This is a genomic window from Rosettibacter sp. KY25 (assembly GCF_057554405.1).
Map to the genome: position 1 here is coordinate 1 of NZ_BAAJAO010000022.1, position 21,393 is coordinate 21,393.

The 21,393-nt window shown below is 30.0% G+C and carries 19 protein-coding genes; 10 read left to right on the forward strand and 9 right to left on the reverse strand.

Annotated elements, in window-relative coordinates; genetic code table 11:
• The 6 genes from AC27L2_RS11670 to mscL all read left to right on the forward strand — a co-directional run.
• A partial coding sequence (locus AC27L2_RS11670) for a sugar-binding protein (protein WP_487211935.1) occupies positions 1-625 on the forward strand: 625 nt, incomplete at its 5' end.
• A gap of 104 nt (positions 626-729) precedes the next feature.
• Positions 730-2,640, forward strand: coding sequence for an SGNH/GDSL hydrolase family protein (locus tag AC27L2_RS11675; protein WP_487211936.1), 1,911 nt, complete (start codon positions 730-732; stop codon positions 2,638-2,640).
• A 149-nt stretch (positions 2,641-2,789) separates the two neighbouring features.
• On the forward strand, positions 2,790-5,228 hold the full coding sequence (locus AC27L2_RS11680) for a glycoside hydrolase family 94 protein (protein WP_487211937.1): 2,439 nt from the start codon (positions 2,790-2,792) through the stop codon (positions 5,226-5,228).
• Between the two features lie 82 nt (positions 5,229-5,310).
• The gene (locus AC27L2_RS11685) at positions 5,311-6,141 is read left to right on the forward strand and encodes a hypothetical protein (protein WP_487211938.1); all 831 of its coding nucleotides are present in this window, start codon (positions 5,311-5,313) and stop codon (positions 6,139-6,141) included.
• An 18-nt stretch (positions 6,142-6,159) separates the two neighbouring features.
• A complete protein-coding gene (locus AC27L2_RS11690) occupies positions 6,160-7,140 on the forward strand; it encodes a DUF3078 domain-containing protein (RefSeq protein ID WP_487211939.1) in 981 nt (326 codons plus the stop codon).
• A gap of 123 nt (positions 7,141-7,263) precedes the next feature.
• Complete coding sequence (gene mscL, locus AC27L2_RS11695) at positions 7,264-7,665, forward strand: large-conductance mechanosensitive channel protein MscL (protein ID WP_487211940.1); 402 nt, start codon at positions 7,264-7,266, stop codon at positions 7,663-7,665.
• A 90-nt stretch (positions 7,666-7,755) separates the two neighbouring features.
• Here mscL and AC27L2_RS11700 read toward each other — a convergent pair whose 3' ends face one another.
• Positions 7,756-9,345, reverse strand: a complete 1,590-nt coding sequence (locus AC27L2_RS11700; protein WP_487211941.1) for a M28 family metallopeptidase — start codon at positions 9,343-9,345, stop codon at positions 7,756-7,758.
• A gap of 128 nt (positions 9,346-9,473) precedes the next feature.
• Between AC27L2_RS11700 and AC27L2_RS11705 the strand changes: the two genes are divergently transcribed.
• Positions 9,474-9,869 (forward strand): PEGA domain-containing protein, encoded by a 396-nt coding sequence (locus AC27L2_RS11705; RefSeq protein ID WP_487211942.1) that lies wholly within the window; start codon positions 9,474-9,476, stop codon positions 9,867-9,869.
• A gap of 4 nt (positions 9,870-9,873) precedes the next feature.
• Here the strand turns inward: AC27L2_RS11705 and AC27L2_RS11710 are convergent, their stop codons facing one another.
• Positions 9,874-10,770, reverse strand: coding sequence for a carbohydrate kinase family protein (locus AC27L2_RS11710; protein WP_487211943.1), 897 nt, complete (start codon positions 10,768-10,770; stop codon positions 9,874-9,876).
• Between the two features lie 99 nt (positions 10,771-10,869).
• Between AC27L2_RS11710 and AC27L2_RS11715 the strand changes: the two genes are divergently transcribed.
• Positions 10,870-11,460: an inorganic diphosphatase gene (locus tag AC27L2_RS11715; RefSeq protein WP_487211944.1), complete on the forward strand. Its 591-nt coding sequence runs from the start codon at positions 10,870-10,872 to the stop codon at positions 11,458-11,460.
• 54 nt (positions 11,461-11,514) lie between these two features.
• Here the strand turns inward: AC27L2_RS11715 and AC27L2_RS11720 are convergent, their stop codons facing one another.
• Positions 11,515-12,927, reverse strand: coding sequence for an APC family permease (locus AC27L2_RS11720; RefSeq protein ID WP_487211945.1), 1,413 nt, complete (start codon positions 12,925-12,927; stop codon positions 11,515-11,517).
• A 210-nt stretch (positions 12,928-13,137) separates the two neighbouring features.
• Here AC27L2_RS11720 and AC27L2_RS11725 point away from each other — a divergent pair, with 210 nt between their 5' ends.
• Both AC27L2_RS11725 and AC27L2_RS11730 read left to right on the forward strand, forming a co-directional pair.
• The gene (locus AC27L2_RS11725; protein ID WP_487211946.1) at positions 13,138-15,366 is read left to right on the forward strand and encodes an inorganic phosphate transporter; all 2,229 of its coding nucleotides are present in this window, start codon (positions 13,138-13,140) and stop codon (positions 15,364-15,366) included.
• Between the two features lie 38 nt (positions 15,367-15,404).
• Positions 15,405-16,913 carry a dicarboxylate/amino acid:cation symporter gene (locus AC27L2_RS11730; protein WP_487211947.1) on the forward strand — a complete coding sequence of 503 codons (1,509 nt, stop codon included), beginning with the start codon at positions 15,405-15,407 and terminating at the stop codon, positions 16,911-16,913.
• Here the strand turns inward: AC27L2_RS11730 and AC27L2_RS11735 are convergent.
• The 6 genes from AC27L2_RS11735 to AC27L2_RS11760 all read right to left on the reverse strand — a co-directional run bounded on the left by AC27L2_RS11735 (position 16,910) and on the right by AC27L2_RS11760 (position 21,378).
• Complete coding sequence (locus AC27L2_RS11735) at positions 16,910-17,782, reverse strand: DUF3108 domain-containing protein (protein ID WP_487211948.1); 873 nt, start codon at positions 17,780-17,782, stop codon at positions 16,910-16,912. The two genes, AC27L2_RS11730 and AC27L2_RS11735, sit on opposite strands and share 4 nt — an antisense overlap.
• A 10-nt stretch (positions 17,783-17,792) precedes the next feature.
• A complete protein-coding gene (locus AC27L2_RS11740; protein WP_487211949.1) occupies positions 17,793-18,809 on the reverse strand; it encodes a glycosyltransferase family 9 protein in 1,017 nt (338 codons plus the stop codon).
• Complete coding sequence (locus tag AC27L2_RS11745; protein WP_487211950.1) at positions 18,806-19,417, reverse strand: DNA-3-methyladenine glycosylase; 612 nt, start codon at positions 19,415-19,417, stop codon at positions 18,806-18,808. Before AC27L2_RS11745 ends, AC27L2_RS11740 begins: the two co-directional genes overlap by 4 nt.
• Positions 19,418-19,474: 57 nt before the next feature.
• Positions 19,475-19,930, reverse strand: a complete 456-nt coding sequence (locus AC27L2_RS11750; RefSeq protein ID WP_487211951.1) for a hypothetical protein — start codon at positions 19,928-19,930, stop codon at positions 19,475-19,477.
• Positions 19,931-20,021: 91 nt separating this feature from the next.
• Complete coding sequence (locus AC27L2_RS11755; protein ID WP_487211952.1) at positions 20,022-20,540, reverse strand: hypothetical protein; 519 nt, start codon at positions 20,538-20,540, stop codon at positions 20,022-20,024.
• Positions 20,530-21,378, reverse strand: a complete 849-nt coding sequence (locus AC27L2_RS11760) for a DNA-methyltransferase (RefSeq protein ID WP_487211953.1) — start codon at positions 21,376-21,378, stop codon at positions 20,530-20,532. Before AC27L2_RS11760 ends, AC27L2_RS11755 begins: the two co-directional genes overlap by 11 nt.
• Positions 21,379-21,393 lie beyond the last annotated feature (15 nt).

The following is a 21,393-nucleotide window of genomic DNA, read 5'->3' on the forward strand; positions in this document are numbered from 1 at the left end:
AAAAGGAACTACATACGATGGCGTTAATGATGTTCAATGGAGATGGGTCTATGGTGATGATAAATTAGAACAAAGCCAACGTATCAGCAATGGTCCCGGAACTTATGTTTTCAAGAAAACTGATTATGGTTATAACTTAGAAGTTTCGATTCCTAAAACCCAAGCAGAACCTTACATGCCATTAAAAGAAGATCAAGAAATTGGTTTTGAAATATCTAATGCTGATAGAGATAATGGAGATAGAAATGATGTAAGACACTGGTGGACAACGGATGGCAATACATGGCGAAATGCTTCATTGTTTGGTACAGCTGTTTTGACAGGTAAAGTAACAAGTGTAAAATATGAACCAGCTTTAGTTAAAGATTATAAGTTAGAACAAAACTATCCTAATCCCTTCAACCCATCAACAAGAATTACATATTCATTGCCAAAAGATGATTATGTAAAACTTGCTGTATATGATGTTCTTGGAAACGAAGTTAAAGTTTTGGTAAATCAGTATCAAAGAGCTGGATTATATACAGTCGATTTTAATGCAAATAATTTAGCAAGCGGAGTTTATTTCTATAAACTTAATGCACGAGATGTAACTTTAACTCGTAAAATGATGCTGATAAAGTAAATTGCAGTAAAAGAGCGTCCACTTTTTTATGGTGGATGCTCTTGCTTTAAAAATTTTATTTTATATTGTGATGTCTAAAATCTCCTATGTAAATCTAAATCGAAATGAAAAAATCCGTTAAAAATTCTTATGATGAAAAAAGTTTATCCCCCTTAAAACGTAAGTTGTTCTGGTTAATTACTCTTTCATTTCCACTGTTATTTTTTGTTTTTGTAGAAATTTTGTTGCGATTAATAAACTACGGCGGAAATCTTAATTTGTTCATTGAAGTACCTGAAGGCTATGAAAATTTTTTAAGATGCAATCCTAATGTTGCAAGAAGATATTTTAACTATCAATCAATAATTCCAACCCCGCCAAAGCAATTAATGTTTAAGAAAAAACCTTCCAATGGATTTAGAATTTTTGTAATGGGCGAATCATCTGCTGCTGGATTTCCCTATGGCAATAATGTTTCTTTCCCGATGTTTCTAAAAAGAATGTTGAATAGAACTTTTCCAGATAAAGAAATAGAAATAATTAATATTTCTATGTCAGCCATTAATTCTTATGCATTGCTTGATTTAATAGATGAAATTGTTAACTATCAACCTGATGTCATTTTAATTTATACTGGGCATAATGAATACTACGGTGCTTTAGGTGTAGGTTCAACTCAATCTATTGGAAATTCAAGATGGTTCATTCGAACTTATCTGAACTTACAAAAGTTTAGAACATTTTTGTTGATACGAGATGTTATAAGCTGGATTAAAATTAAGCTCAGCGAAATTTTCAGCAGCAATAAAATAAAAACCCCAGCTTCTACTTTAATGGAAGAAGTTGTTGCCGAACAAGTAATTCCTTATAAAAGTTTATTGTATGAACAAGGGAAAAAACAATTTGAAGAAAATCTCGAGCAAATTATTAAAATTGCAAAATCACATAATATCAAAATTGTATTAAGTGAACTTGTAAGCAATTTAAAAGACCAAAAACCATTTATTTCTGTAAATGATAAATATGAAAGAGCCGACAGCTGCTTTAATAAAGCTAAATATTTTGAAAGCATTGGTAATTATGAAAAAGCAAAGGAATATTATATCAAATCAAAAGATTTTGATGCACTGCGGTTTAGAGCCCCAGAAGACTTCAATGAAATCATTCATACATTAGGAAAAAAATTTAGTGTTCCAGTAGTCCCGTTGATTGATTATTTTGAAAAAGAATCTCCGAATGAAATTATTGGAAACAACTTAATGCTCGAACATTTGCATCCTAATAAAGATGGTTATTTCTTAATTGCAAAAGCTTTTTATAATACTCTCAAGTCAAATAATTTTATAGATACTTTTTGGAATGATATAAATTTTGCTCAGGAAAAAAATTTTGGATTCACAAAATTAGATAGTGTGTATGCAGATTTAACAGTAAAGCGATTGAAAAATAGTTGGCCCTTTGTTCCTAAAAATAAATTGAATAACTTTTTTGATGAATTTATTCCATCAAATATTCTTGAAGAACTGTCAATCAAAGTCTTGAAAGATCCAGAATATAGTATTGAAACCGCACATCTCGATTTAGGCAAATATTATGAACAAAAAAATCAGCTCGATGAAGCTCTCAATGAATATTATGCATTGATTTGTTCTATCCCTCAAGAAGTAGAATTTCAAATTAATGCAGCTGCAGTTTTAATTAAAATGAAAAAATATGATTTAGCTTTTGATTTGCTGAAAAATTCACTTTCATATAAAAAAACTTCTTTTGCATATAAATGGCTTGGACAAATAGAATTATTAAGAAATAATTATCCACAAGCAATCAACTATTTAAAAAATGCTAATATGAATGACTCGCAAGTGATTTTTAATTTAAGCAGAGCTTATTATTATAACAATCAGATTTTAGAAGGTGATAATTATTTTTATTTGCTTCAAAATATTGCACCAACGTCCAGGTATTATACTTACTTGTCTAAATTAAGAATGTTAATTAAGAATAATATTCCAATTCCCAAAATAGAAATTAATTAACCGTCAATTATGCATAAAAATTGTTTATTATTATTGATATACTTTTTCAACTAAGAATTAAAAATAAAATTTGCTTATGTTGTTCTTATTCTGAATATAAACTTCTTATCAATTTATTGGATTAAAAAAATCACATTAAAGAGGTCAAAATGAAATACGGCTATTTTGATGATACTCAAAAAGAATATGTAATTACTCGTCCTGACACACCACTGCCATGGATTAATTATTTAGGAACAGAAGAATTTTTTGGAATTATATCAAACACTGCAGGAGGATATTGTTTTTATCGCGATGCAAGAAAGTTAAGATTAACACGTTATCGTTATAATAATATTCCAATGGACAGCAATGGAAGATATTTATATGTAAAAGATGGTGAAGTTGTGTGGAATCCAATGTGGAAGCCAATGCGAGTTTCGTTAGATAAATATGAATGCAGACACGGATTGGCTTACACAAAAATTACTTCACAAAAAAATAATCTTGAAGTTTCGATTCTTTATTTCATTCCAATTGGCAGCAGAAATGAAATATGGCATGTTCAATTAAAAAATAATTCTGACAAAACAAAAAATATAAGGCTGTGGAGTTTTGTTGAATGGTGTCTTTGGGAAGCTTATGATGATATGACAAACTTTCAAAGGAATTATTCAACTGGTCAGGTAGAAATTGAAGATGGAACAATTTTTCACATAACAGAATATCGAGAACGAAGAAATCATTATGGTTATTTTGCATGCAGCGAAAAAGTTTCTGGATACGACAGCAGCCGAGATGCATTTGTTGGTTTGCATTATGGACTTGAAGCACCTCAAGCAGTTATAGAAGGAAATTGCAGAAACAGCACTGCTTACGGCTGGCTTCCAATTGGTGTTCATCAAATTGATTTAGAAATTCAGCCTGGAGAATCTAAATCTATAAATTTCATTTTAGGTTATGCAGAAAATCCAGATGATAAAAAATATCTTGATAATGGCAAGATACGCAAAGATGAATTTGAACAAGTAAAAACAAAATTTTTGAAAACTGAAAATGTTCTCAGTGCATTTGATGAATTAAAAAATTATTGGGAAAATTTATTATCATCATACAAAGCAGACACACCTGATAAAATTGTAAATCGTATGGTCAATATCTGGAATCAATATCAATGCATGGTTACATTCAATATGTCTCGTTCAGCATCATTGTATGAATCTGGAATTGGCAGAGGAATGGGCTATAGAGACAGCAATCAGGATATTCTTGGATTTGTTCACATGATTCCATCAAGAGCACGTCAACGAATTCTTGACCTTGCATCAACTCAACTTTCTGATGGAACATGCTATCATCAATATCAACCTTTAACCAAAAAAGGGAACACAGAAATTGGAGGCGGATTTAATGATGACCCGCTCTGGTTAATTTTATCAACAGCAGCTTATATTAAAGAAACAGGGGATAAAAGTATTCTAAATGAAAATTGTGGTTATGCAGATATTCCAGAATCAAAAGCAACTTTACTGGACCACCTGCATCTTTCACTTCAATATACATTGAATAATAGAGGACCACATGGCTTGCCTTTGATTGGTCATGCAGATTGGAATGATTGTCTTAATCTTAATTGCTTTTCTACAACTCCTGGAGAAAGTTTTCAGACAGCGGGACATATTGAAAACGACAGAGTTGCAGAATCCGTCATGATAGCAGGTCTATTCTGCAAAGCATGTGATGAAATGGCAGAACTACTTAAATTTATTGGCAAAACAGAAGAAGCAGAAAAATATTTGAACCATGCCGAAGAAATGCGCAAAACAATTTATGAATACGGCTGGGATGGAGAATGGTTTTTGAGAGCTTACGATGCATTTGGAAGAAAAATTGGTTCAAAAGAAAATGAAGAAGGGAAAATATTTATTGAAAGTCAGGGCTGGTGTGTTCTTGGCAAAGTTGGTTTAGAAAATGGTTATGCTCAAAAAGCTCTTGATAGTGTTAAAAAATATCTTGCTACACCAAATGGAATTATATTACAACAGCCAGCTTATTCTAAATATTATGTTCATCTTGGAGAAGTTAGTTCATATCCTCCAGGGTACAAAGAAAACGCAGGAATATTTACTCATAATAATACCTGGATTCAAATTGCGGAAACAATGCTTGGAAGAGGTAATCAAGCAATGGAATATTATAAAAGTATTTGTCCACCAACAAAAGAAGAACAAATTGATATTTACAGAGCCGAACCTTATGTTTATAGTCAAATGACTGCAGGAAGAGATGCTCCAACTTCTGGTGAAGGAAAAAATTCATGGTTAACAGGAACAGCTGCATGGTCTTTTGTTGCAATATCTCAATATATCCTGGGAATCCGTCCAGATTTTGATGGATTAATTATTGACCCCTGCATCCCAGATGATTGGGATAAATTTAATGTTACAAGAAAATTTAGAAACAGCATTTATAAAATTACAATTTCTAATCCAGATAAAATTAACAAAGGTGTAAGAAGTCTCTATCTTGATGGAAAACTATTAAGTAGCAATAAAATACCAGATTTGAATGATGGAAAAATTCACAATGTAGAAGTGATTTTAGGTTAATATTAATAAAATTAAAGATTGCAAAGCAGAGATGTTTATTTTTCCATCTCTGCTTTTTTTATTTAATTAAAATGAGGATAACATGGAATCAAAAAGTATTTCAAGAGAAATGATAACTATTTTGTTATTATCGTTGCTTTTAAGTCTGTTGGTGATGATTGCAAGTTTTTGTGGAGTATTTATTAAAGAAACTTATTCAAGAGAAGTAAGATATTTTGCTGTTCAGGGAATAGGTCAGGATTTTGTCAATTTAGTAATAGTTTCTCCAGCTTTAATTATTTCTTCTTTTTTGTTTTATAAAAAGAACAAAGCTGCAATGTTTATATGGAGCGGCATAATTTTATACTTGATTTACTCTTATACAATTTATTGTTTCTCTATGCATTTTAATTTTCTGTTTCTAATTTACTGTGGAATATTTGGTTTGTCGTTTTATTTATTTGGATATTATTTCATAACGCAGTTGAAAAAAGAAAATAATTTTGCACTGAATAATTCATTAATAAAAATCACCAGCAGTTTTTTTATTCTGCTTTCAGCTTTATTCTACTTTATGTGGTTATCAGAAGTTATTCCTGCACTGATAAAGAATGAGATTCCCAAAAGTGTATTGGAAAATGGAGTTGCAACAAATGCAGTTCATGTGCTAGATATTTCAATATTTTTACCAGCATTAATTATAACTGCAATAATGTTAAATAAAAGAAAATTAGCAGGCTTCATTTTAACTCCTGCGTTTTTAACATTCAGTCTTTTTATGTGTATTGCAATAATTGGAATGATGATTACCATGAATATTAATGGATTTGAAACAGAATTATCAGTTGTTGTTATTTTTTCAATTATTACTTTTTTCTGTCTTTTATTGCTTTTAATATTTTTGAAAAGTATGAAAAATGATTTTGGTAATTAATTGAAATAAGAGGAGCTCATGAAATTAAAATTATTTTTTCTTACTTATCTATTAATCTTATTGAATGGATATACATCTGCTCAAATAACAGAAATTGAATCAAAACTTCGAAGTAGAAGTGCAGATACAACAAAAGGATGGAAGAGCGGAGGAATAGTTTCAATTAATCTATCATTAACATCATTAACTAACTGGGCTGCAGGCGGGCAAAATTCTTTTTCTGTTAATGGTTTTTATAGTCTGTTTATGAATTATAAGAATAATAATATCTCATTGGATAATATGCTTGATATAGGATATGGAATTTTAAAACAGGGTCAGGATTCGGATTACAGAAAAACTGATGACAGATTTGATTTCCTTTCTAAATATGGAAGACAGGCATTTAATAATTTTTATATTTCTGGATTGTTCAACTTTAAAACTCAAATGACAATCGGGAAAGATTATTCTAAGGATAAAGCAAAAATATCTAATTTTCTTTCGCCAGCATACTTAATTGGTGCATTAGGAATTGACTTTAAGCCAAATAATTATGTAAGCACATTTTTTGCACCTTTAACTGGAAAGATTACAATTGTTAAAGATCGGGATTTGGCAAATGCAGGCGCCTTTGGTGTTGAAAAAGCAGTTTACGATAACACTGGAAAAATTATAAGAGAAGGCAGAAATACAAAAAGAGAATTTGGTGGTTATGCTCGATTAATATATACAAGAAATAATTTTGAAAGCGAATTACTTAAAAACATTTCTATTACTTCTAAAATTGATTTCTTCTCGAATTACATTCATAAACCGCAAAACATTGATATTAGCTGGGAAACTTTAATTACTTTGCGGGTTAACAAATACATTGCAATTAATATTAATTCTCATTTAGTTTACGATGATGATGTTTTAGTAGCAATCGATAAAAATAATGATGGAATTGTAGAAAGATATGGACCACGAGTTCAATTTAAACAAATAATTGGACTAGGATTTTCTTACAAGTATTAGCAAATTATAATTCGATTTCTTTATGAGTTTTATTTAAGCAAAATAGTATTGATATACTTTGGTTAATTAAGTTTATTCTTAATAATCTTTTTAGTGATTTATTAAAAAGAGGGGGGAAGGACAATGAATATTGTTAAAGAATTTAAAGAGTTTATTTCAAGAGGAAATGTTATTGATATGGCTGTTGGAATTATCATGGGGGCAGCATTTGGAAAGATCGTGTCTTCATTGGTCGGTGATGTAATATTACCTCCAATCGGTGTTTTAATTGGAGGTGTTGATTTTTCAAATTTATCGATAGTTATTAAAGAAGCTAAAGAAAATTCACCTGCAGTTGTAATTGGCTATGGTAAGTTTATTCAAACACTTGTGGATTTTCTTATTATTGCTTTTGCAGTCTTTTTAGGTGTTGTAAAACCAGTAAATGCACTTAAGAAAAAAATAGCAGAATCACCAAAACCAGAAACTGCACCATCAAAAGAGATAATTCTTTTGACTGAAATTAGAGATTTATTAAAAAAGTAATAAAGATGATTTAATAAAAATCTTGTAAATGATTATTTGCTTTAAGAAAAATTTATAACTTTTTTAAATATAACTTCTTTAATTAATCTATTACTTAATCAGTTTTGGAAATTTATCTTCATTGCTAAGTTTATATCCAATATCAAAAAGCATTTGAACTTCTTCAACCATTCCGCTTAAATCCCAATCGGAGTTAAATTCATCAGTTACTTTATGATAATTATTTTTATTCCATTCTCTTGCAGCTTTTTGGATGTCTTTTTTCCCATCTAAAGATTCAATTCCATGTCGAATATAAATTGCTGGGATGCCAGCTTTGACAAAATTATAATGGTCTGACCTGAAAAATCCTCCGCTTTCCGGATTGGGGTCTGGTTTTACAATTTTTCCTCTTCTTTCAGCTTCTTCTTTAATGTAATTATCAAGTTCGGATTGACCATATCCCAGCACAGCTATGTCTTTTGTTCTACCAAAGATATTCAATCCATCAAGATTAATTACTGTAACAATTTTATTCAATGGTATAATGGGATTTTTTACATAATATTCTGAACCCAATAAACCCTGTTCTTCAGCGGTCAAAGAAAGAATTGCAATTGAGCGTTTGGGTTTATCATTTAATTTAGAAAAAGCTTCTGCTATTTGGAGAATTCCTGCAACACCAGTAGCATTATCTCTTGCACCATTAAAAATACTGTCCCCTTTCAATGAAGAATCGTAACCAAGATGGTCCCAATGTGCCATGTAAAAAACGAATTCATCAGCTCTTTCTTTACCCGGTAATATTCCAAGTACATTTCTTGTTTTAATGTGATTAATTTTGTTTTTAATTGTAAACGAAGTTGTAAGTCCAAGAGATTTTGCTTTGAAACCTCTTTGAGAAGCTTTTTTTAATTTATCGTCTAAGTTTAATCCTGCGAGATTAAAAATTTCTTTTGCTTTATTAAATGTAATCCACCCTTCAAATTTGCAGCGCGAAAAGTTTTTGTCTTTTTCTTCATTGAAAAATTGAGGACCAACTCTTCCATTCTTTACAACTTCCCATGGATAACTTGCAGCATTTGTTTCATGAATTATAAAAACTCCTGCGGCACCCTGTCTTGCTGCTTCTTCGTATTTATAAGTCCATCTTCCATAATAAGTCATAGCTCTGCCATTAAACAATGATGAATCTTTTGTTGCATATCCAGGGTCGTTCACCATTACTAATATGATTTTGTCCTTTACATTGATTCCTTCAAAATCATTCCAGTTATATTCTGGAGCATTAATTCCATAACCTGCAAAAATTATTTCAGTAGGATCAATTTGGATTTTCTCTGTAACTCTTCTTGTAACTGCAACAAAATCATCAGCGTAATTAAGTTTTACTTTTCCATTTTTTCCTTTAATTATAATTTCAGAATCAACAGAAGGAGTTAGTTCAACAAGATTAATTTCTTGAATATAGCTTTTGCCATCGGCTGGTTTTAATCCTAATTTTTTGTATTGTTCAACTAAATAGTTAATTGTTTTTTCTTCGCCTTCATGACCAAGAGACCTGCCTAAGAATTCATCTGATGCTAAAATTTTTATGTGTTCAGAAAGATTTTTTTCGTTAATGAAATTTCTTGCTTCTTCAAGATTGTTTGATGAACATGATACAATAAGAAGGACTAGAAAGGCAAAATAAATTTTCATTTTTATCTCGACCATTTGTTTTTTCGAAATTTAATATAAAAGAACCAGATTAGATTTCAAACTATTTTTAATGATTATTAATTATTCATGAATTATTTTCGATAATAAAAACAAAAAGAGGTATGGTAATGAGAATTAAATTTAGTTTTCTAGTTTTTATTTTGATTTTAGTTTTAGAATCATGTGCTACTGTAATAAATACTACTACACAAAATATTGAGATAAAAACAAATCCACCTAATGCAAAAATTACAATTGACGGAAAAAAATTTGGAACGACGCCTCAATCTGTAAATCTTGAAAGAGGCTCGAATCATGTTGTAAAACTTGAACTTGATGGATATGATACTTATGAAACTCAGATTACAAGAAAAATTTCAATCTGGTTTTGGGGGAATGCTTTTAATGGATTTTTGCCGGGAATGATAGTTGACATGTTCACTGGTTCAATGTATAATTTATTGCCGGAATCAATTAATGTAGAACTTCAGCAGGCAAAATCTGAACCTGCAAAGAAAAGATAATTTCTTAACAATAATCCATAAATATTTTTCTGTATTTTTGATATAAAAAGTCATCTTCTGGCACAGCACCTTCTATCATACAAATTTCTGCTGCAAACTCGTTTGCTAATTTATTTATGCTGAACAAATCCATTTGTAATAGATAACCAATGCATAGGATTGCTGCAAATGCATCACCTGCCCCAACTGTATCAATTACTTTGTTTGCTCTGGCTTTGTAGTGTGACAAATTATTTTTATCGTAAAGAATTGCTCCTTCATTTCCAAGAGTTATGCTTAACAAATCAATATTAAATTTATTGCATAAATTTTTCATTGCTAATTCATCATTCATTTCCATGTTCAAAATTTTTTTAATCTTTTGGAACTCTTCATAATTTATTTTGACAACATTACTCACTCTTAAAGCTTCTTGAATCATTGTATCGTTGAAAAAATTATGCCTCAAATTCAAATCGCAAAAATACTTTATGTTTTTCCCAAATAATGATTGAATTGTATTTCTTGAAGTAGTGCTTCGTTGTGATAAAGTTCCGAAATATAAAATATCAGTATTGTTTTCGATTGTGTTAATAATTTCTTCGTTTAATGTTAAAAAGTCATAGCAGCATTCAGGTGAAATTGTAAAATGTGGGATTTTATTCTCATCTAATTCTACTTTAACAGTTCCAGTTGGATGAGCTTTATCAATAGAAATTAATTTTGTATCAAATCCAATTGAATTAAGATAGCTTAAAATTTCTCTTCCATTTTCGTCGTTGCCAACACTTGAAATGAAATTTGCTTTGCCTAAAATTTTCCAGACATGAAAAATAAAATTAAAGGGTGCTCCTCCCAGCCTTTTTCTGTCTGGATAAACATCATAAAGAATTTCTCCTATTGCGGTGATATTACAATTCATAAAATTCCTCTCATTTAATAAACTAAAGAAATTATTGAAAAAGTAATATTATTTCTTAACAAAGTATTAAGTTTGTTGTAAGAAAAAAAGAGGTTATTTATGAATGCTAAAATAAATAATAAAAAAAATGATAAACATACACTTCCTGCTTACTTCAACCCATGGCATCATGTTGAGTATGGCAATAATGCACCTGAAATTGTCAATGCAATTATTGAAATACCTCAGGGTTCAAAAGGGAAGTATGAGCTTGATAAAAAAAGTGGATTGCTTAAACTTGATAGGGTTCTTTTTTCTGCAGTTTATTATCCTGCAAATTATGGATTTATTCCACAAACAATTAGTGATGATGGCGACCCGCTTGATATTCTTGTTTTGTCTTCAATTGATGTTGATCCACTTTGTATTATTGAAGCAAAAGTTATCGGTTTAATGCGAATGGTTGATGATAATGAAAAAGATGATAAAATAATTTCTGTTGCAAAGAATGATATATCACTCAATTACATAAATGAATTAAAAGATTTGCCTCCGCATACTACAATTCAGCTGAAAAGATTTTTTGAAGATTATAAAAAATTGGAACATAAGCATGTGATAGTAGAAAAATTTTTTGGAAAAAAAATCGCATTCAAAGTTGTTAATAGTTCAATAAGGCGATATAAAAAAGAATTTGGATTGAATGAATAAATAGCGATTAACTTCAGGGTTAATCTTTAGTTTGTTCTGCGATTGAATATGTAATCAAGAAATTTTTGATGCTTTATATTTCCAGTATAAGTAGAAAGGCAAACCGCTTGATATTAGAATTAATCCCATCATTGCATCCTGGGTATCGGAAAAGATTGAGTTAATTAGAAATAAAAATGCTGCACAAACAAAGATTAAAGGAGTGTAAGGATAACCCCAAACTTTATAAGGTCTTTTTTCTTCGGGCATTTTTTTTCTGAGAATAATTATTCCAAATGCACCAAGCATGTAAAAAAGCCATGATGCAAACATTACATAATCTGTAATTGTATCAAATGTGCCGGAAAGTACAAGCACGCATGACCAGATTCCTTGAACTATTAGAGCAATATGAGGTGTTCCAAAACTTGGATGAACTTTGCCAAGACTTTTGAAAAATAAATTAGCTCTTGCCATTGCAAACGGAACTCTTGCAGTGGCAAGTATGCTTCCATTTAATGCACTGAAAGTAGAAACTATAACAATTAATGAAATTATAGAACCACCTTTCAATCCAAAAACTTTTTCTGCTGCAGTAGCGGCTACTAAAGGGGATTTTGCCATTTCATTTATTGGCAAAACATAAAGGTAAGCTAAATTGATTAGAACATACACAAATATTACTATCAGCACGCCAAACAATAAACCAAGCGGAACATTTCTTTGTGCATTTTTTACTTCTCCAGATACAAAAGTTAAGTTGTTCCATGCATCATATGCCCAGAATGCTCCTGCAAATGCTAATCCAATTACACTAAAAAGATTTTTCGATGTAGCAGGAGGGATGTTAAAATTTGTGTAAATGTTTGATACGCTGCCATTTCCAAATAAAAAGAGAATCAATGCAAAGATAATTATGACTGCAATTTTAATGTAAGTCAAAATTGTTTGAACAGTTCCGCCAAAAATTACTCCAATATAGTTTACAGAAGTCAAAATAATTATAGAAAGAATTGCAACAGTTTTTGTCCCAAAATCTACAAAGGGATATATTTTTCCTACAAGTGGAAAATAAAAGGAAAAATTCTGCCAAGCTTCAGGAAGTTGAAATAATTTTATAAAATAGCCAATATATTCTGCAAAGACATAAGCTATAGCAGCCTGACTTCCAGTTTGAATTACAGATAAAATTGACCATCCGTAAATGTAAGCAGTAAAATCTCCATACATTTTTCTGAAATAAACATATTGACCTCCTGTTGCATCAATCATTCCAGAAATTTCTGCATTAACAAATGCTCCAATTAATGTAATCAATCCTGCAGCAATCCAGATTAAAATTAATAATTCAGGAGAACCCAATTGTTCTGCCATTGTTGAAGGTTTTCTAAATATTCCAGAACCAATCATAGAACCTGCAACAATCATGATTGATGCAGTAAGACTTAGTCCGCGAATTAAATCTGTCTTTTTATTTTTTTGTGTCATATTATCAAAAAAATTTGCGGCAAAATAATTGATTGAATTTCTAATCTCAAATATTCAGCAATAAAAAGTTTTCTTTGAAATTAGATTTACTAAACATTTTGGACATAGCTTAACTTTTATTAGATTTCCATACAAAATTTTAAACTAACCTTAAATACCTCTTTTTTATATGGAAAAAATAGAATCCTTATACATAATGGAGAGTGCTTAGTGGAAACATACCTATTTTTTCTAATTATCTTATTTATACTTGCCATCTCTGATTTAAGTGTTGGTGTTGCTAATGACGCAGTAAACTTTATTAATTCTGCAATGGGTTCAAAAGTATCATCACGAAAAGTTATTTTAATTTTTGCATCTGCAGGAGTTTTAATAGGAACTTTGTTTTCAAGCGGAATGATGGAAGTTGCACGAAAGGGAATTTTCAATCCTTCAATGTTTACTTTTCCAGAATTAATATTTGTTTTTTTGGCAGTGATGTTTGTTGATGTTTTGTTTCTCGATTTATTAAATACTTTTGGATTACCTACTTCGACAACAGTTTCTATGATTTCTTCTCTTTTGGGTGGAAGCGTAGCAATGTCTTTCATTAAAATATTTGAGTCAAATAAAAATATAGATGAGATTGTAAATTATATTAATGTGGTAAAAGTTACGGGAATTTTTTCTGCAATTTTTATTTCTGTTATTATTTCATTTACAGCAGGTACTGTCATTCAATATTTATCACGCTTGTTATTCACATTCAATTATGAAAAAAGATTGAAACGTTATGGTGCAATCTGGGGCTCGATTGCTTTGACTTCTATAGTCTATTTTATTTTTGTTAAAGGAATTAAAGGGACATCTTTCCTTTCAGACGAATTTGTTCATTGGGTGATTCAAAATTCTATTGCTGTTCTCTCCATTAATTTTGTCATCTGGGCTGTAATTCTTGAAATAATTATTTTATTTACAAACATCAATATTCTTAAACCTATTGTTCTGATTGGTACAATGTCCTTAGCATTAGCATTTGCTGCTAATGACCTTGTAAATTTTATTGGTGTTCCGCTTGCAGGATTGAGTTCTTATCAAATTGCAGTAAAAAGTTCTAATCCATTTACAACAACTATGGAGGGCTTGCTTCAGCCTGCTAAAACTAATCCATTGATTCTTCTTGCTTCAGGATTCATAATGATTTTAACAATATCATTAAGTAAAAAAGCTCAAACAGTTACAAAAACAGAGATAAATCTTGGAAGACAATTTGATGGTTATGAAAAATTTGATTCTTCACCAATTGCTCGTTCAATTGTGAGAGTGAGTATATCATTAGGAGAAAAAGTTAGAAGTATTATCCCGAATAAAATTTATAAAAAAATCAACAAACGGTTTGATACAGATAAAATAGATAAACATAACAAAAAAGACCGTCCTGCTTTTGACTTAATTCGTGCTACTGTAAATCTTATGGTTTCAAGCAGTTTGATTTCTTTGGGAACAGCATACACACTTCCTCTTTCAACTACTTATGTTACTTTTATGGTAGCAATGGGAACATCATTTGCTGATAGAGCATGGGGAAGAGACAGTGCTGTTTACAGAGTAAATGGAGTAATAACAGTAATTGCAGGCTGGGTATTAACGGCTTTTATTGCTTTTCTTATGGCTGTCGTTTTTACCACAATTTTATATTACGGTGGATTAATAGCTGTAATCGCAATATCCATTCTTGCATTTTATGTAATCATTAGAACTACTTTATTTCATAAAAAAGCTGAGAAAAAAATCCGTAAGAAAGAACTTGTTTTCAGCGGCGACGGCATTGACAAGTATTCATTTGTTGATGATATAAATCAATATTTTAATCATGCAATTAATATTTATGAAGAAGTTTACTCTGGATTAACAAGCGAGAAAAGAAAACAACTTAAGAAAGCAGTCAAACAATCAAAAGAACTTGAAGAACAGAGTGAAATAATTATCAGAAAACTTCTTTCTTTGATTCACTATTTAGATGATGATTATCATGAAGATGCTGATGTAGGCAAAGTAATTTCATCGTTTAGAGAAATATCTGATTCATTAATAGAAATTTCGAAAATTTCTTTTGAACATATTGACAATAATCATACAGGATTAGCTAAACAACAAAAAGAAGATTTCAAGCAATTAAGAAATTTATTGATTAATCTTCTTGAAGACTCAGCGAAAAAAATATCTAAAAAAGATTCTTCTAAAATTGACGAACTAAATGATTTAATTCATGAATTAAAAAAATTGCTTAAAAAGACAAGCAAAAATCAAGTTTCTCTTATCAAAGATGGAGCCGCAAAACCCAGAACAAATTTATTGTTCCTTAATATTTTATTTAAGACAGAAAATGTTGTCAACAGCATTTCAACGATATTAACCTTTATGAAACATGTAAACAGCCAGAAAGAAAAAACATACTGAAATTTCTTGAAGACAATTTTTTCACAAATTAAATTTTTATGAAAATAAGATTCCCGAAACTTCATAATCAAATTGTAATTGGTTTAATACTTGGGGCACTCTTTGGTTCGCTGTTCAAAGTGAATACTCATCGAATTGAAATTAAATATTTTGTTAATAATGAACCACAGATTTCAGTCATTGAAAAGTGGGAAAAGTTAATTTTTGTTATAGGGAATGATTCAACTTTCTTCAATTCAAATCAACAGTTGGAAATAATTAATTATTTCAATAAGGTAAAAGGAAATAATCCTGAAATTATAGCAGAAAAATATTTTTCTCTGAATGAAAACAAAGTTGAATTAAAAAAATCATTTCGAAATATTATCTTAATCAGCAAAGAAAAAACTATAGCTCAATCAATAAAATGGATTGGCGAAATTTTTATTAAGCTGCTCAATATGATTGCAGTTCCACTTGTGCTTGCATCTTTGATTGTTGGAGCTGCAAGTCTTGGCGACATTAAAAAATTTGCTCGCATTGGTGCTAAGACTATACTGCTTTATATTTTTACAACAGCTGTTGCAATTACTCTTGGCTTAATAGCTGCAAATGTGATTCGTCCCGGCGAAATTATGAATCTTCAAACTAAAGAAAGATTATTATCAATTTATGATACAGATATAAAATCAAAAATTCAGACAGATTTTGATTTCAGTATTTCGAAAATGCTTGTCGATATCGTTCCGCGAAATCCTTTTTATGCAATTGCAAATTCAGAAATGCTGCAGATTGTATTCTTTGCTGTAATGTTTGGCATGGTTTTGACAATTATTAAAAAAGAAAAAGCAGAACCTGTAATTAATTTCTTTGATGGATTAAGCGAAGTTATGATAAAGTTTGTTGATATTGTTATGTTGATAGCACCAATAGGAGTTTTTGCACTTATATCAGCAACAGTTTCAGAATTTGGTTTTGATATTCTTCAGACACTTATCTGGTATTCATTGACAGTTTTAATTGGTTTGATAATTCATGCATATGGCACATATTCGATAATATTAAAGTTTTTTTCAAAAATAAATCTCAAAGAATTTTTCAAAAACATGAAACGTGTTCAAATAGTTGCTTTTACTACAAGTTCGAGTGCAGCAACATTGCCGGTAAATATGGAAGTGTGTCAGGATAATTTGCGAATATCAAAAAGCATAACAAGTTTTGTGCTTCCTCTTGGTGCTACAATTAACATGGACGGAACTGCTTTATATCAGGGAGTAGCTTCTGTTTTTATTGCACAAGTTTTTGGAATGGATTTGAATATTGTTCAACAATTGACAATAGTATTTACAGCTGTGCTTGCTTCAATTGGTACAGCACCTGTGCCTGGTGTTGGAATTATAATGTTAATTGTAATTTTAAAATCCGTTGGAATACCAGAAGAAGGGATTGCATTAATTATGGGCGTAGATAGAATTTTGGATATGTGCAGAACAGTTGTTAATGTTACAGGGGATGCGGTAGTAGCTACTGTGATTGCTTCTTCAGAAAATGAAATTAATAAAGATTAATTTCTTTTTGATTTTAAAGCTCCAGCCAAACCTTCATAGGCAATTAATTCTGCATCAATTGAACCAATAAGCACTTTTGTTTTTACTTTAACAGGAATTTTTAAGTCATCATCTGTAAGCCAAATTATAATTGAACCCTCGCTTTTAAATAAACCGCCTTCTTTGACTACTGGCTCAAGAATAATGCAATTAAAAGTTCCAGCTGTAACACTAACTGATTCTTTGCCGCGGTAAATAACTTCAAGAGGATAAACTTTATCTTTATAAAAATTTTCGAGATAAATTTTATCATCTATTTTCATTTTTGAATAATCAAATGTTCGTGCAAGATAGAAAGCCGAAACAATGTCATTAACATATTTAGGAATATCATAAGAACCTTCTGTTGTAATAGCTCTTCCTTTTCTCTGGTCAAAAAAAGCTGAAAAATCTCTCGAATATTTTCCTTCACGTATGTGTTGTTCAAATCGCCATGGAAAAATTCCTTCGACATCAATATATGTTTCATATCGGTCTCTAACTTTATAAAATAAATCGAATGCTGGAACAGAACTTACTTTGAAAACAACATTGTAAACATCTCTGCCAGCTATTTTAACTATTTTGGGTATTGAAAATTCTGCAACACCTGCAGTTATAAATCCATATTTCACATCAAATATTAATTTTTCTCCCTGCCTGAAAGCTTTGTTTTCAATTTTTCTGAAATTGTCTTTTTGAGCAAACAAAATTGTTGTCGAAAGCAGCAGAACATATAAAATAATTTTTGGAGAGAAGTAAAAATTTTTTTGAAAATTATTTGAGTAATTTGATTCAGAGAAAAAGATTTTAAAATGTTCGTAATATTTTTTTAGTAAGTGGAAATTCATATCAAGCCTGTTAATGATTACTTAATATTTTTTTTACTGCTTCAAATACTTCCTCAACTTCTATTGTGTCCATGCAATTATTTTCTTTTGTAGAGTCATAGCAATTTATTTTCGGCTTAAAAATTATTCTTTTATTTGTGTAAGGTCCCCATCTTTCTTCAGAACATGTAACAATATTTGGATAAAACCCGATTACAAATTTTCCAAGAGCAGCAGCAATGTGAATTGGTCCTGTAGAATTTGCAATCAATAATTTACATTTATCAATTAATGCAATTAATTCTGACAGATTTAATTTGCCAGCAAAGTTTTTTGTTTTCTCGCTTACAACAAGAGATTGGCATAGTTCCTTTTCATCTTTGTTACCTGTGATTAAAATCTCAACATCAAATTCATCAGAAATTTTTTGGGTAAGTGCTTTCATTTTATTAACAGGGAAATCTAAAGAACTACCACCACTTCCCGGATGAAGTATTATTATACTTTTTTGGCTTGAAATATTTTTTGATTTAAGTAATTCATTTACTCTTTCAATGCTTTCAATTGAAGGTCTAAGTCCAAACTGAATATTATGTGGATTTACATTTTCATCAATGCCAATTTTTTTCAGCAAATGGACATTATATTCAAGTTCATGGTATTTAGCATCTTTGCGATGTTCATAAACTTTTTTGTTGAATAAAAAAGAATACCATCGATATCCTGTTCCAATTCTTATTTTGATTTTAGATAAAAAAAGAATCAATGCTAATCTGAAAGTTGGATAAGCAATTATGCAAACATCAAATTTGTTTTTGAGCAGTTTAATATTTTCCCAAATTAATGCTTTCCTATTTTTTTCTTTGAGGATTATAACTTCATCAACAAAAGGATTATTTTTAGCGAGAGCACTTGTATAATCTCGAAGTAAAAAACTAATTCTGGATTCTGGAAAATGTTTTTTAACAATTGAGCAAAGAGGGAGTGTAAGAACAACATCGCCAATTCTGTCAGTTCGTGCAATTAGAATATTTTTGGGTTTATTCATTTTTTTGATACAAAAGGATTATCTTTAATAAAATAACGCCAAGGCAAATCTACAGATTTTTTAATTCCTATTCTTTTGGATATTTCAATTTGACTTCTCTTAATTTCGGGCTGATATAAGATGAAAATTTCATCTTCAGTCAAAAGAGTTCCATTTTCTTTACGTGTTATGTTGAATGCTTGGCAAATCTTGGCGGGACCATTGGTTAGATTGATTTTTTCTTTTTCAGAAATAATTTTTTTGCCAAAGCGGTTTAATGCCATCAATTCTAATCCTTCGATTGGTTCCATTGCGCGAAGAAGAACAGCAGTGCCATCATCAATTTTGCCAGTTACGACATTTGAACAGAAATGCATCCCATAAGTAAAATAAACATAAAGTTTTCCGCCTCCTTGAAACATAATTTCGTTGCGTTTCGTTTTTCCGTTAAAAGAATGAGCTGCTTCATCCACTCTTCCATCATAAGCTTCAACTTCAACAATCTTACCGATTAAAAATTTATCTTTGATTTTGCGGACAAATAATTTGCCCAATAATTCAATTGCTACAGTATGAACATCTCTTGTATAAAATTCGAGTGGGAGTTTGAGTTTAGAGTAATTAAGCATAATATTTTATAAACAAGTCAGTTGATAAAAGTATGTTTTTATTGAAAACATTTAGAATTATAATTTGACATCATTAAGATTATTGTTGTTGATGTAGATAGTAAAATTATTAATTTTAGATTCCTCTTTTAATAATTTTAATGTTGTTACTTGTGAATTAGTTAAATATTTTTTTGAAAACCTGAGACTGCTGGTTAATTTCAAAATAGGAACAACTTTGTATTTTTTGTTTTCAATTATAACATCTTCAAGATTGGAAAATAAAATCATCTTTACCAGCCCATCTTTAATATCACCTAAAGAAGGAAGTAAGTTATTTTTGCTATGTTTTGCTTCAGTTAAAGTAACTATTTTATCTATTTTAGAAATTTCATCACATGTTAAATAATAATAGCCTCCTAAATAATTTTTAATGGTTAAAGTAGCTTTTAATCCAGATAACTTTTCTTTTGGCTGTTTTGTCAAAGTTTCTCTATGTTGAGCTTTCTTTGCTAAAGCTCTTGAGAAATTCATAAAGTTTTCTTTATCGTTAATTAATTGATTAATTCTAAAATGCGCAGTTGAAAATGAATGTAATTTGACATCTAATTTGTCTGAAATTTTTTTAGCAATCAAGGGCTTTATTACTTAATTCTGCAATTTTATTTAGCTGCTGGATATTCCAATGTAAAGCATCAGATTGGTAAGATAGGATATTATTAATTTCTTCATTAATATGAATAATATCAAATTTTTGATTGGTTATTTTATTTTTGTATTTAAAATTTTTGGAAGCAGAATTATAGTAACTAATTATAACATAAATTCCTAAAAGACTCATTAATGAAACAGAATCCCATTGTAAAAAATCACGATCTCCATCCAATCCCTCATCTTTTATGGCAGGAATGATTGTAATCTTTTTACCATGAAAATTCAACGAGTCATAAACTCTGGCATAAGGATATGACCTTGTTCTTTTTGGAGAAACCCACCAACTTACAGCGATTTTTATATCTTGTTTAATATTTAATATAAAAGTTGCCTCTTTCTCAAGGGCAAGATCCAAGTTTGAAATATCATACTCATTTAATTTTTTACAAAGAAGTGGAGTGTATTTTATCCCGGTAGTTTTAGCCAACACATCCATATTTTAAATCTTCTCTTATAATTAATTCGAAAGTATCGTTTTGGCCATCAAGTGATAATTGCCCATCAAAACCGATTTTTTTCTTGATTATGGGTATTAAAGATTTTTTAATTTCAATTCCAATACTATTTCTTTCGAGTTTTCTTGCTACTTTCATTGTAGTACCACTACCAACAAATGGGTCTAAGACTGTCTCGCCTTTATAAGAGAATAATTTAATAATTCTGTAAGGCAGTTCATCAGGGAAGGCAGCAATTTCTTTTTCTAATTGAGAATTAGGCAGCACATTAACTATTTCCCAAAGTGTCATATACCACTTATTATCAGAGAATTCTTTTACATCTATTTTTGATGATTCTTTTAATTCTTTTGAAATTGTTGAGTAATCAAATTTCCCCTTTTGAAATATCAAGATGCTTTCTAATAAATTGTCGGGATAGAAGTACATAGGATAAGGATTTTGCAAAAGTACACCGCTTCTTCTGCTAATTCTTAAATAACCATCTGGCTTTTTCCAGATTATTCTATCACGATATCTAAAACCAGCAGATTGAAATATTTTAGTAGCATCTGCAACTATAGGAAATTTTTCTCCATTAACTAACATATCATCTATATTTAATACAGCAACTCTTCCATTTTTTAATACTCTAAAGATTTCTCGAGAAACTTTTTCTAATAGTAATAAATATTCATCATAAGTCTTAAATAACCCTTTGTAATCAAAAGGGGCGTTGAAATATGGTGGAGAAGTAACCATTAAATGTACACTTTCATCGGGAATCTCAACCATACTCATGCAATTTCCAATTATTAATTTATGATTTGTCATAATTTGATATCCATA

Coding starts and splice junctions, on each gene's coding strand:
- AC27L2_RS11745 (WP_487211950.1), bottom strand. CDS start 19,417: ATGCTTAATTACTCTAAACTCAAACTCCCACTCGAATTTTATACAAGA.
- AC27L2_RS11735 (WP_487211948.1), bottom strand. CDS start 17,782: ATGAATTTCCACTTACTAAAAAAATATTACGAACATTTTAAAATCTTT.
- AC27L2_RS11705 (WP_487211942.1), top strand. CDS start 9,474: ATGAGAATTAAATTTAGTTTTCTAGTTTTTATTTTGATTTTAGTTTTA.
- AC27L2_RS11760 (WP_487211953.1), bottom strand. CDS start 21,378: ATGACAAATCATAAATTAATAATTGGAAATTGCATGAGTATGGTTGAG.
- AC27L2_RS11700 (WP_487211941.1), bottom strand. CDS start 9,345: ATGAAAATTTATTTTGCCTTTCTAGTCCTTCTTATTGTATCATGTTCA.
- AC27L2_RS11685 (WP_487211938.1), top strand. CDS start 5,311: ATGGAATCAAAAAGTATTTCAAGAGAAATGATAACTATTTTGTTATTA.
- AC27L2_RS11690 (WP_487211939.1), top strand. CDS start 6,160: ATGAAATTAAAATTATTTTTTCTTACTTATCTATTAATCTTATTGAAT.
- AC27L2_RS11710 (WP_487211943.1), bottom strand. CDS start 10,770: ATGAATTGTAATATCACCGCAATAGGAGAAATTCTTTATGATGTTTAT.
- AC27L2_RS11740 (WP_487211949.1), bottom strand. CDS start 18,809: ATGAATAAACCCAAAAATATTCTAATTGCACGAACTGACAGAATTGGC.
- AC27L2_RS11720 (WP_487211945.1), bottom strand. CDS start 12,927: ATGACACAAAAAAATAAAAAGACAGATTTAATTCGCGGACTAAGTCTT.
- AC27L2_RS11675 (WP_487211936.1), top strand. CDS start 730: ATGAAAAAATCCGTTAAAAATTCTTATGATGAAAAAAGTTTATCCCCC.
- AC27L2_RS11750 (WP_487211951.1), bottom strand. CDS start 19,930: ATGAATTTCTCAAGAGCTTTAGCAAAGAAAGCTCAACATAGAGAAACT.
- AC27L2_RS11715 (WP_487211944.1), top strand. CDS start 10,870: ATGAATGCTAAAATAAATAATAAAAAAAATGATAAACATACACTTCCT.
- AC27L2_RS11730 (WP_487211947.1), top strand. CDS start 15,405: ATGAAAATAAGATTCCCGAAACTTCATAATCAAATTGTAATTGGTTTA.
- AC27L2_RS11680 (WP_487211937.1), top strand. CDS start 2,790: ATGAAATACGGCTATTTTGATGATACTCAAAAAGAATATGTAATTACT.
- mscL (WP_487211940.1), top strand. CDS start 7,264: ATGAATATTGTTAAAGAATTTAAAGAGTTTATTTCAAGAGGAAATGTT.